Annotated in this window: 10 protein-coding genes; 7 read left to right on the forward strand and 3 right to left on the reverse strand. The window is 40.4% G+C overall.

What is annotated here, in order from left to right:
- Positions 1-101 precede the first annotated feature (101 nt).
- Positions 102-1,979, forward strand: a complete 1,878-nt coding sequence (htpG, locus tag AC6CHS_RS06335; RefSeq protein ID WP_498234945.1) for a molecular chaperone HtpG — start codon at positions 102-104, stop codon at positions 1,977-1,979.
- 125 nt (positions 1,980-2,104) lie between these two features.
- Here htpG and AC6CHS_RS06340 read toward each other — a convergent pair whose 3' ends face one another.
- Positions 2,105-2,536: an Rrf2 family transcriptional regulator gene (locus AC6CHS_RS06340; RefSeq protein ID WP_498234947.1), complete on the reverse strand. Its 432-nt coding sequence runs from the start codon at positions 2,534-2,536 to the stop codon at positions 2,105-2,107.
- Positions 2,537-2,696: 160 nt separating this feature from the next.
- On the opposite strand from AC6CHS_RS06340, the gene AC6CHS_RS06345 reads away from it, so the two are divergent.
- Entirely contained in the window at positions 2,697-3,560 is an 864-nt protein-coding gene (locus AC6CHS_RS06345; RefSeq protein WP_498234948.1) for an SDR family oxidoreductase, read from the forward strand.
- Positions 3,561-3,639: 79 nt separating this feature from the next.
- Here AC6CHS_RS06345 and AC6CHS_RS06350 read toward each other — a convergent pair whose 3' ends face one another.
- Positions 3,640-3,858: a hypothetical protein gene (locus tag AC6CHS_RS06350; RefSeq protein ID WP_238017461.1), complete on the reverse strand. Its 219-nt coding sequence runs from the start codon at positions 3,856-3,858 to the stop codon at positions 3,640-3,642.
- Between the two features lie 99 nt (positions 3,859-3,957).
- Here AC6CHS_RS06350 and AC6CHS_RS06355 point away from each other — a divergent pair, with 99 nt between their 5' ends.
- Positions 3,958-7,164, forward strand: a complete 3,207-nt coding sequence (locus tag AC6CHS_RS06355; RefSeq protein ID WP_498234950.1) for an SNF2 helicase associated domain-containing protein — start codon at positions 3,958-3,960, stop codon at positions 7,162-7,164.
- Positions 7,165-7,292: 128 nt separating this feature from the next.
- Here the strand turns inward: AC6CHS_RS06355 and AC6CHS_RS06360 are convergent, their stop codons facing one another.
- Positions 7,293-8,120 carry a MurR/RpiR family transcriptional regulator gene (locus tag AC6CHS_RS06360; protein ID WP_498234952.1) on the reverse strand — a complete coding sequence of 276 codons (828 nt, stop codon included), beginning with the start codon at positions 8,118-8,120 and terminating at the stop codon, positions 7,293-7,295.
- Positions 8,121-8,271: 151 nt separating this feature from the next.
- Here AC6CHS_RS06360 and AC6CHS_RS06365 point away from each other — a divergent pair, with 151 nt between their 5' ends.
- Genes AC6CHS_RS06365 through AC6CHS_RS06380 form a run of 4 tightly spaced genes read left to right on the forward strand, consistent with a single transcriptional unit; the run spans position 8,272 to position 12,458 of the window.
- Entirely contained in the window at positions 8,272-9,156 is an 885-nt protein-coding gene (locus AC6CHS_RS06365; RefSeq protein ID WP_498234953.1) for a DUF8171 family membrane protein, read from the forward strand.
- A 7-nt stretch (positions 9,157-9,163) separates the two neighbouring features.
- On the forward strand, positions 9,164-10,888 hold the full coding sequence (locus tag AC6CHS_RS06370) for an ABC transporter ATP-binding protein (protein ID WP_498234955.1): 1,725 nt from the start codon (positions 9,164-9,166) through the stop codon (positions 10,886-10,888).
- 4 nt (positions 10,889-10,892) lie between these two features.
- Positions 10,893-11,687: an energy-coupling factor transporter transmembrane component T family protein gene (locus AC6CHS_RS06375; protein ID WP_498234957.1), complete on the forward strand. Its 795-nt coding sequence runs from the start codon at positions 10,893-10,895 to the stop codon at positions 11,685-11,687.
- Between the two features lie 15 nt (positions 11,688-11,702).
- Entirely contained in the window at positions 11,703-12,458 is a 756-nt protein-coding gene (locus AC6CHS_RS06380; RefSeq protein WP_498234959.1) for a PHP domain-containing protein, read from the forward strand.
- Positions 12,459-12,472 lie beyond the last annotated feature (14 nt).

The following is a 12,472-nucleotide window of genomic DNA, read 5'->3' on the forward strand; positions in this document are numbered from 1 at the left end:
GATTGACATGTAAAAATGATTATGGTATTAAAAACATAGAGGGATTAGCACTCAAGCTAGTCGAGTGCTAATGAACAAAATACGAAGGGGAGTTATGTTACATGGCAAAGATGGAATTTAAAGCAGAATCAAAAAAACTTTTGGATATGGTAATCAATTCGATTTACTCCAAGCGTGAAGTTTTCTTAAGAGAACTTGTTTCAAATTCAAGCGATGCAATGGATAAAATTTATTATCGCGCTCTTACAGATGATCAGATTTCGTTTGATCAAGATAACTACTACATAAAACTTATCCCAAATAAAGATACACGAACTTTAAAAGTAATTGATACAGGGATTGGGATGACAAAGGAAGAACTGGAATCCAATTTGGGGACCATTGCTAGAAGTGGATCCTTTAACTTTAAAAATGAAAATGAAATTAAAGATGGGCACGACATTATCGGACAGTTTGGTGTTGGCTTCTATGCTGCGTTCATGGTGGCAGATAGAGTAACGGTCACTACAAAATCTATTGATAGTGATGAAGCGTATCAATGGCAATCTCAAGGCTCTGATGGCTACGAAATTAAACCAGTACAAAAGGACGAGCCAGGTACTGAAATAGTTTTAGAGATTAAAGAAAACACCGACGAAGATAATTATGATGAGTTTCTTGAAGAATACCGTTTACGTCAAATCGTGAAGAAATACTCTGATTTCATTCGCTACCCGATTAAAATGGATGTTACAGAAAGCAAACCAAAAGAAGGGTCAGAAGAAGAGTATGAAGAGGTTGTCTCCGAACAGACGATCAACTCTATGGTTCCAATTTGGAAAAAGAACAAGAGCGAGCTTACGGATGAAGACTATGAGAACTTCTATAAGGAAAAACATTACGGCTTTGATACGCCACTGAAACACCTTCATATTAACGTGGATGGAAGCATTCGCTATAATGCAATTCTTTATATACCAGAAAATGCTCCATACAATTATTACACGAGAGAGTATGAAAAAGGCCTAGAGCTGTACTCAAATGGTGTTCTGATTATGGACAAGTGTGCAGATTTGCTGCCAGATTACTTTAGTTTTGTAAAAGGGATGGTAGATTCTGAAGACCTATCCTTGAATATTTCCAGAGAGATGTTGCAGCATGATCGTCAATTGAAGCTAATTGAAAAGAACATTAACAAAAAGATTAAAAAGGAATTGCAAAACATCCTGCGAGATGACCGTGATAAGTATGAAAGCTTCTTTAAAGCATTCGGACAGCAGCTGAAGTTTGGTGTATATAGTGATTATGGTGCAAATAAAGAGGTATTGCAGGATCTACTATTGTTCCATTCCTCAAAAGAAAAGAAACTAGTAACGTTAGAAGAATATGTATCAAGAATGCCAGAGGATCAGAAGTATATTTACTATGCAATTGGCGACTCTATTGATCGGATTGATAAGCTTCCGCAAACGGAAATGGTAGCCGAAAAAGGCTATGAAATTCTTTATTTCACAGATGAAATTGACGAATTTGCTATTAAGATGCTTATGAACTATAAGGAAAAAGAATTTAAATCTGTTTCAAGTGGAGACCTTGGAATCGATGAAGAAGAGAACGAAGAAGCGAAAGAGAAAGAGGAAGAAAACAAGGAATTATTTGAGGCAATGAAAGAAGTATTGGCTGGTAAAGTGAAGAATGTTCGTGCATCAAAACGATTAAAATCACACCCTGTCTGCTTGACTGCAGAAGGTGATATCTCTATTGAAATGGAAAAAGTTATAAATGCGATGCCAGATAACCAACAGATTCAAGCTGATAAAGTGCTGGAAATCAATGTTGATCATGAGGTGTTCCAATCCTTAAAACAATCGTACGAAAAGGATAAAGACAAATTAAGTTTATTTACAAACCTGCTATACAATCAAGCTTTACTTATAGAAGGATTACCGATTAATGATCCAGTAGAATTCACACGAGATATTTGTAAAGTGATGGTCTAATAGAAATTGACCGGGTTCCCCACAAAGATTAAAAAGTAACAAAGGCGACATCTTCACAAGAAAAGAAGATGTCGCCTTTGTTTTTTGCCTTAGTAGGGGCTGCTTTTGTAACTACCAGTAGGTTATTATATTCCCTCTTTCAAGTGAATATCTTTTACGATATCTTCAATTGTTACATGTTGAAGTACCTTTTCTAATGCTAACTGGGCGCTTGAGAGGATTGGTACAATCGTCTCCTGAATGTTTCTACCAACCTCGCATTTGGGACTTGGACTAGGGTGCACGTTAAATAGTTCGTTATCTTGTACGACATCAACTGCCTGATATACGTCCAGTAATGTAATATCTGAGAGCTTTCGAGCTAATGTTGTGCCAGCAACCCCTGGTCGCACCTCTACTAATCCGGCTTTTTTAAGCATGCCTGTTATTTTCCTAATAAGTGCAGGGTTTGTATTCACACTTGCGGCTAAATAATCTGACGAACTAACTCCGTCTTTATTGAATGCTATAAGCGTGAGAATATGGATTCCTACAGAAAACCTGCTGCTAATTGCCATATTAAATCACCTTCCTTGCAACATTATACCAGTATTTAAAAGTCTTGTAACGATAATGGTTACAGCACTTTAGTTGACATCTTTACAAGTTGTAATTAATATGATTACAAGTAACTAATGTGGTTACAACAGCCCTCGGGGGAGATCAGGAGGAGTCACAATGAAATTCTTAGTAACAGGAGCGACCGGAAAACTTGGTAGTAAGATATTGGAGAAAATACTGGAGACTATTCCCGCAAGTCAGTTAGTGGTAAGTGTACGTAACCCGGAAAAGGCGACACATTTAAGCGAACGTGGGGTAGAGGTTCGCCATGGTGATTTTGACCAGCCTGAATCGATGGATGCAGCATTTACAGGGATTGATCGCTTGTTAATTATTTCCGCAGATGGGGATAATGAAACAAGGATTAGACAGCATACTGATGCGATTGCGGCTGCAGAACGGGCGAAAGTGAAATTTATTGCCTATACAAGTATAGCAAATGCAAGTGAAAGTAAGATGATCCTAGCGCCACCCCATCAAGCAACAGAAGCGGCGATTCTGAAAACCGGTATTCCATATGCCTTTTTACGAAATAATTGGTATTTGGAAAATGAAATTGCGAGTATTCAGGGGGTTCTTGCAGGTGCACCATGGGTTACCTCTGCCAAAACAGGGAGAACTGGTTGGGCATTGCAGCAAGATTACGCAGAAGCAGCTGCAACTGTTTTAATCGGAGAGGGTCATGAAAATAAAATCTATGAGTTATCTGGCACCCCGTTGACTCAAGAGGCTTTAGTGTCTGCTCTCGAATCGGTTCTTGAGAAAGACATAGCAGTACAACAAGTAGATGACGATACCTATGCAGATACAATGAAGGATGCAGGAGTACCAGAAGCTGTTATTCCCTTCCTGCTTGGAATACAAGAAGGTATACGCGAGGGAGAGTTAGACGTAGTGAGTAGTGATTTTGAAAGCGTGTTGGGACGTCCTGCAACATCAATCAAGGAAGCATTACGAATCATATTAAACCAAATTTCTTAAATGACATGCTGAAGCGAATATCACTAGCTTCAAAGTATTAAAAAGGCCGGGCGAATTGACTTCGTCTGGCCTTTTGCTCTTATAAATACTTATGGGTCTGGTTCTTGGTTTTGTTATTTTTTTGAGACAGTAATAAAACCAATTGATAAATACTTGAGATAGCGATAACAGACCCAATGATTACATATGCTGCTTGAAAGTCGTTTGCTGCATATGCATAGACAATAACGGAGGCAATTAGGGCAATAATAAGATGGAACCCTATCTGAAATTTTCTATACCCTTCTGACTTATTCATGATTCATTTCCCCCTGCTAAATTTTTCCTTCATTCCATTACCATAGAAAAGATTCTCGTTTAGAACACGAACACTCATTCTTTTTGCTCTACTCCCTATATGATACAATTAGAATACCAATTTGATCGGAATCTGATGAAAAGCAGGCGAGATGCTGTGAAAATTACGCTAACTGACAAAAAAATCATAGAACGATGCGGAGCGGTTTCCTTTAAAAAAGGTCACGCGTTTTATAGTGCGACGAAAGTAACGTTGGATACTGTCACAACAACTCATTGTGAAGCTGTTGTTGCAGGCAAGGAAAATTTTTATGTGACGATTGAGCAAGCAGAAGGAGAAAAACTGCATACCTCTTGTAGCTGTCCTTCTCTTGCTTCTTTTAACAAGGATTGTCAGCATGTCGCAGCAGTGTTGCTTGCATTACGTGAGCGGCATCGTGAGGAGCTTGCCACAGGGTTTATAAACCTGTTTGATAACAAACCCGTTCGCCAGAGTGGGGAGCAACGACATTTCGAGAACCGGGAAAACCTTCGTGTATCCTTTACGTTTACGCCTATTAGTCTTAACACAGGAGAGACCCTTTTTGGAGTAGCATTACAATTGGGAAATGAAAATGTGCGAGATGTACGAGAGTTTTTAAGACAGGTAAAAGCAGGGGGCTCCTATGTCCTGTCAGATAAGCTTACCTATGATACCGCCCGACATTACTTTTCCACACAGGAAGATGCCATTATCCAACAGTTAGTACGAGCGGTCCAGGATGAGAGGCAGTATTTGGAAGAAGATACTGCCGTGACGGAGCGGGAGACACTTCTCCTCCCAACTTCTTCGTGGAAAAGGCTCTTGCCACAAGTCCTTGGGATTTCTTCGATTACGGTACAAGACGGCGGACGAAGTTATACAGGGATCCGTTTGGCAAAAGGACCATTGCCACTACAGTTTAATTTTTCCGAAACAGATGGGACCCACTATACACTTGCTATTGATGGGTTCGAAGAGTTGACGATTTTACATGCTTACGAGTCTGTTCTAGCATCCGGGAATATCATTGAATTGAACAGGAAGGATTATACCTATTTGATTGAGCTTAAAAAGATGCTCGAGAACGCAGGGACAACCGACCTTCCAATCCCAGAAAATCAAGCAGCCTTTTTCACAGAGAAAGTCGCTCCAAGTCTAAATAAAATTGGCACCGTAAATATGGCCGGGACAGTAACAGACCACTTGCCCAAAACGCCGTTAGTGGCGAAGCTCTATTTAGATCGTGTGAAAAATCGTCTGCTTGCAAGCGTGGAATTCCAATATGAAAACAATACAATTAATCCATTAGAAGAAGAAATAGAACCTCATGGCATTATCATTCGCGATATCGAAAAGGAAGAGAGGATTATCGAGTTGATGGAGGAGGGCCAGTTTGCTAAAACAGACGGTGGTTACTTCTTACATAATGAGGATCTGGAGTATAACTTTCTCCATCATCTGCTTCCAAAGCTACAGAAGCTTGTTAATGTGTATGCAACCACAGCGGTCAGAACCCGAGTAATGAAAAGCCCAGTTAAACCAAGGATAAGGGTAAAGCCCCACCGTGAGCGGACCAACTGGCTGGAGTTTAAGTTTGAAATGAAGGGTTTTCCCGAGCGAGATATCCGGGAGGTGCTAGCAGCACTAGAGGAAAAACGAAAGTATTATCGGTTGCGAGATGGATCCCTGCTCTCATTAGAAACAAGGGAATTTGAAGAAATTAAACGCTTCTTGCACGCAGTGCCTGACCAGCATAACGAGCTAGATAGTGGGTTAGATGTACCGTTGCTTCAGGGCCTCCAGCTGCTTGATGTGGTAGATGACGATGTATTTTCGAAAGAAGAATCATTTCGGCGTTTTCTTGAACGCATTTCACACCCTGAAGCTAGCTCGTTTTCGATTCCAAAGAGTTTGTTAGACGTGTTAAGGGAGTACCAGAAGGATGGGTACAGGTGGATGAAGACGTTAGCCAGCTATCAATTTGGTGGGGTGCTTGCAGATGAGATGGGACTGGGTAAAACGTTACAAAGCATCGCCTTTCTTTTATCAGAGCTTCCGGAAATTCGTAAAAAGAAGCTCCCCGCTTTGATTGTCTGTCCTTCCTCGCTTACCTATAACTGGCTAAATGAGCTAAAGAAATTTGCACCAGCTATCAATGTCACCATTATAGATGGAAGTAAGGAATCGCGGACTAACATGAGGCGACAGGCAATGGAATGTGATGTTGTGATTAGCTCCTATCCATTGTTACGACAAGATATCCATTGGTATGAAAAACAAGCATTTCATACCGTACTGTTTGATGAAGCACAAGCCTTTAAAAATCCGATAACCCAAACAGCACGTGCTGTGAAAAAGATTAAAGCAGATTACCGGTTTGCGTTAACCGGAACACCGATGGAGAACTCACTCGAAGAATTATGGGCTATTTTTCATGTTGTTTTCCCTGAGCTTTTTCAAGGGCTAAAAGAATACAGCAATCTAACGCAAAAACAGGTTTCCAGGAGAATTCGTCCATTTATGCTACGCAGGGTAAAACAAGAGGTCCTTGCTGAACTTCCACAGAAAACAGAGGAAGAGGAATCTGTGGAATTGCTAGAAGAGCAGAAAAAGCTTTATGCTGCCTACCTGGCTAAACTGCGCCATGACACTTTAAAACACCTGGACAAAGATACATTAAGGAAAAACAAAATAAAAATACTTGCAGGATTAACGCGTTTACGTCAGATTTGCTGTCATCCTGCATTGTTCGTTACAGGTTATAAAGGAAAGTCAGCTAAGCTGGAACAATTAAAACGCTTGGTTGAGGAATCACGCCTTGCGGGCAGGAGGGTCCTTGTTTTCTCACAGTTTACCCAAATGCTATCCATAATTGGAAAAGAGCTGAGCCAAGAAGGCATCCCATATTTTTATTTGGACGGCCAAACACCATCAGAGGAACGTGTGGATCGATGTAATCGATTTAATGAAGGGGAACGAGATATGTTTCTCATTTCCTTGAAAGCTGGTGGGACAGGTCTCAATCTTACAGGTGCGGATACCGTTATCTTATATGACAGCTGGTGGAATCCTGCTGTTGAACAACAGGCAGCCGATCGTGCGCATCGAATTGGGCAGCAAAATGCTGTGCAAGTAATTAAGCTTGTTGCACGAGGTACGATTGAGGAGAAAATGAATGAGCTTCAAGAAAGGAAGAAACAACTGATTGAAGCAGTTATTGATCCGAAGGAAAAGCATGTTGCTTCACTTACAGATGAGGATATTCGGGAAATTTTGCAGGTGTAGAGCAAGAAACATTTAAGATATAGCGTATTCAGTCCTACGGAAAGTAGTACACTCTAATCCGACCCTGTTACGTAATCTAGTTTACCCACTCCTTGTCAGGAGTGGGGTTTATTTTTGGCATAGATCTCCTACTTCTTCGGTAGTTTATCCTGATAGTCCTTTCTAACTTGGTGTAAATCGTGGAGGTTTTGTAGGGCATGTTCTCCCATTTGCTTTCCTACGTTAATCACAATGCTTTCAATTAATGCAATTGGCGCCACCATGGAATGGAAGTCTCCAACATCTCCTCTGCTTGTGAACAGCACATGATCCGCCTGTTCTAGCATGGGGGAGACAAGGAGATCGGTCATTAAAATGGTCCGGACTCCTTTTTTCTTGGCATAATCCAATAAAACATTGATTTCCACGGAGGATTGAACAAACCCAAAAATAAACATTACATCCCCTTCCTTAATATGAATGACCCCTTCAAATATCTCATGTCCGCTTGGTGCAAGGGTGTATACGTGTGGATTAAAACGTTTGAGGCGAAAGCTGAGCAATGTAACAAGACTTTGTGCTGAACCAGCACCAAATAAATGTACGTTTTCCGCTTCGGCAATACTATTCACTGCCTGCGTGAAGTCATCTTCGGCCAAGTGCTTTTTTGTCTCCGCAATATAGGTGGTAGCATGATCAAGCATTACTTGGACATAGGATTGGTCATGCTGCTTCAATGCGGATTCTACTTTGCTTGCAGGTGTGACGGAAGCGTCTTGCAAAAGGGAGTGTTTGAACTCACGTAGGTTTTTAAAACCAACGGCACTCCAAAAGCGAGATACTGTCGCAGCGCTTATATTGCAAGCTTTTGCTAGCTCGGATTCAGTCATATATGGGACAACGTCTATGTTCTTATGTAAGTAGTCTGCTATTTTTTGTTGGCTTTTAGAGAGGTTCCATTTCGAGAAGTCTACCAAATTCCTCATCTCCTTTATAAAATCCATTATACAACAAAAATGAAAGAAAAATTTCATATAATACAAAAAGAAATAAAATTTACATACAGTTAAAACTGGCTTCATATTTACCCCTTATACTGAAAGTACAATACAAGAGGGAGTGAATGAAATGAAGAGTATTAACCAGGAAAGAAAGTTAACGCAGTCGCAAAAAATGATGGTGTTTGTTTTGTCCATGTCACTGTTCGGTTTATCTAAAATGATTACAGAAATTCTTCCTTCCAATGAAGTAGGTCCGATTGAGTTTTCGATTTCCTATTTTGCATTTATTCCACTTATCTTGGCAGCTTTGTTTCATCCTTTGTATGTAGCGCTTGGTGCTTCTGTAGGTAATATTGTTTTCGCCGGATTGTTAATGGGTGACTTCGGTGGGATTGGAGAAATTGAAGGGTTCATTGAATTTACGTTGGCAATTTATGTAGCTGGTCTGCTTGTGCGTAACCCGTTAAATAAAATGCAGTTGGCAGTTGCAGCACTCGTAGGAGTTGGGATTGATCAGTTACTTAGTACAATCGTCGATATTGGGAAGGTTTGGTTTGGTGTCGAAGGCTTTGATGCAGTTCCTGGCCTACCAGAAAGTATTGTAGTGCTAGAAGGTGTGAGCTTCTTAAATGAGATGATAATCACAGGTGTGTTATTTGGACTAATTCCAACATTACTTCTTACACCTAAGCTTTACGGGAAAATTGAACCATTATTGGGCATGAATCCACGTAAAGCAAAAGTACAAGTATCGGTAGGGGCTTATATAACACCAGGATTAATTTTCTCCATAGTGGTCTTGACCTTTGTGGCTATGATCGCAGAGTTTATTGCAGAGATGGATATGAACCTAGCCTTCTGGTCTGGAGACTTTATTTCGCAATTTGCGGACGATCAAAAATGGATAGGCTATAGTGCTTGGGCCATTTTAGCAGTAGGTATTATTTATGTAATCTTTAAGTTTGTGAAAAAGAATAAAAACAACAAAATGGACTTAGACGAGGCAGCATAATTTATTTATGGAAAGGAGAGAGATTATGATAACGTTCGATCACGTATCATTCCGCTATCCTGGCACAGAGGATTGGATCTTAAAAGATGTATCTGTGACGATCGAAAAACATTCGTTTACCGCGATCATTGGGGGAAATGGTGCAGGGAAGTCCACGTTCTGTAAAGCAATTAATGGCTTAATTCCCTTTTACTATGTAGGTGACTTTGAAGGGAAAGTACAGGTGGATGGGATTGACACGGCTACGGCAAATGTCGCTTCCCTTTCAAGAAAAGTCTCCTATGTCTACCAAGACTTTGAAAACCAGCTCGTAAGACCAAGAGTAATTGATGAGGTCATTTTCTCTCCTTTAAATTATGGCTATGAAGATTTTCAGGAGAGAGGAAAGCGTGCACTCGAACTTCTCGATTTAACACACCTGGCAGAAGAATATGTGTGGCAGCTAAGTGGTGGACAAAAGCATCTTGTGGCGTTAGCTGGAGCTTTGGCACTAGAACCCGATGTTTTAATTATTGATGAGCCTGTTGCCCAATTAGATCCAGCACACGCTATTGAATTGTATGAAAAACTAAAAGTGTTACATGAAGACCATGATATTACCATTATCGTAATTGAGCATCATACGGAATTTATTGCCTCCTTTTGTAAAGACGTCATTTTATTAGAGCAGGGGAATGTGAAGTGGAAGAAACCCGTGCGGGAAGCCTTGAACGCTGTTGATGAGCTTACAGAAAAGCAAATTCATCCACCACAGGTGACAATGGCAGCAGCGAGCCAAATGCAGCAGGAGAGAATGCTTCCAGTGACAGTCAAAGAAGGTGCTGAATGGTTTAAGGAATATAAAAATCATCCGCGAAAAATGCCTAAGTTGGTGGTTCAGCCTGGTTCAACGCCGCTTATTGAATTTGATCAGGTGAGTTATGGGTATAAAACATTATCACGCAAGCGTGTTCCAATTATAAAAGACTTGCAAATGCAAATTAGGCAGGGAGAGCGAATTGCCCTCGTAGGTAGTAATGGCGCGGGGAAGTCAACGATCCTTAAGTTGATTTCTGGACTGTTGAAGCCCCTAAGTGGTGAAATATGTTTCCAAGGAAATTCCACAATCAAGACTTCACCAGAGAAACTTGCGGAAAAGATTGCCTACATTTATCAAAAGCCTGAAGAAATGTTTATCGAAGACGAAGTAGTGAAGGACGTGGCATTTTTCCTGAAAGTCAGAGGTAACCCTAATCTGGAGCAGGTGACGGAAAAAATTATGAACCAGTTCCACCTAAATGAAATTAAACATAGAGACGGAAGACTGCTAAGTGGAGGACAGCAACGAAGGGCTTCACTTGCGATCGGGCTGGCGATGCAGCCAGAGTTGGTTTTATTGGATGAGCCAACAGCAAGCTTGGATATTGCCACCAAGCGAGAAATGATCTCCATGCTTCAAAAGCTAGATAGTCAGGTGAAGGCCTCTGTTGTGGCTACCCATGATATGCAGCTTGTGGCCGAGTGGGCAACAAGGGTTGTTGTACTCAATCAAGGACGTATTATTGCGGATGTTTCCCCAATGGAATTGTTCTCGAATGAAGCGCTATTAAGGAGAGCCTCCTTAGTCGAACCGCAAATTGTTTCCCTTTGTCATCAGCTGCAGATCCATCCAATTGAGTTATCCATAGAAGGATTTTTAAACAGAATTTATTTGGAGGAGGCAGCCAGTGAGCGTTTTTCAGAAGTTTTTTAGTAAGTTGACAGTTGAAAATATAAAAATTGAGCTAATGCGGACGGCATACGGAAATGAACAAACGCCACTAGCCAGACTCGATCCTAGGATGTTGATTCTGTGGGTACTTGTCTATTCTATTATCCCGTGGCTTACCCATAATATGACCATTCTTATTGGTTTAACACTTTTCACAGCAGTATTGGCATACTTGTCTAGGGTTAGTCCGCTGCTTATTATCCTACTTATTATAGGGGTTATTTCACAGTTTACTTACCTCGTATTTGCGGCCATGTTTTTAGGAAATAGCTATGCTGCACTGATTGCGGTTATACCAGTAGCACTTAAGGTTTCCTGTGTTTCGCTTGCTACAATGGCAGTCTTCACAAGTATGGACCCAGAAAAATTCAGTGATGCCCTATTGAAAATGGGGGTCCCAGGTAAATTCAGCTTTGGGGTCTCCTATGGCTATCGGATGCTACCAATACTTATTGAAGAATACCAAAGCATCATACACTCCTTTCGTTTGCGAGGAAAGCAGCCAGAAAAGCCGGGCTTCTTGTATGTAAGGTATATATACTATTATGCAAAAATGTGTGTGGTGGCATTTTACCCTATGATGCTAAACACGGCAAAGCGTACGCGGACTACAGTCGAAGCACTGGAAGTAAGAGGATTCAGCTACACGTTGGAAAACAATGTAGCAAAGGATTTAAAGCTTGGTTATCTAAAAATGAAAAAGTATGATGTGCAGTTTTTAGTAATCACATTACTGGTGACAGCTTCGGTTTACACAACGGGCATCCTTATGCCTCTATAGGAAGGATTGGTTTAATTGAAAATTGATTTTCACACACATGTAAAGTTAGCAAAGCGAGTAGATTTTGATATTGAATTTTTTAATGAGGTTGTCTTAAATGCACAAGAATCAGGCTTGAATGCGTTAGCGATGACAGAACATTTTAATACGAAAAATTTCTATGAAATTTATGAGCAACTTGATCAGCATTATCCTTATGTCGATGACTATTACAATGTAAATGGCTTTAAAGTATTTACAGGAATGGAGATTGACGTAAAGGAGGTTGGCCATATCCTTTGTATCGGAAATAAAACCAAGCTGCTAACGATTAGAAGATTGCTTGACGAACATACAGATAAAGATAACTTTGTTCTATTTGAGGAGCTACTACAGTTAGGTGAAATGCATAACTTATTGCTTATCGGCGGTCATCCATTGAGGCCTTCCACACCATTACATCATCATGACCCATCATTACTGAGAAGGCTTGACGCCTTTGATTTAAATGGAAAAGACATGCATGAGCATGGAATTGAACGGATGAGAAAAGATGTTAAAGCATTTGCTGAAATCATTGGATTACCTGTTGTATATGGTAGTGACTCTCATCATCCAATCCACATTGGTGCTGTGCAAAATACGTTTGAAGGTGAGTTTAATACGGTAGCAGAATTGAAAAAAGCTATTGCAGAAAGAAACTATACGAGCTACATATCTCCCGTTTTGCACACGAAGATAAATGCAGCTAAGATTGTAAAGAAAAAAATGAAGGAAGCCTTTATGATTTAAAGCGTTGAGTGAAT

The sequence above is a fragment of the Oceanobacillus sp. GQ8 genome (assembly GCF_059758495.1).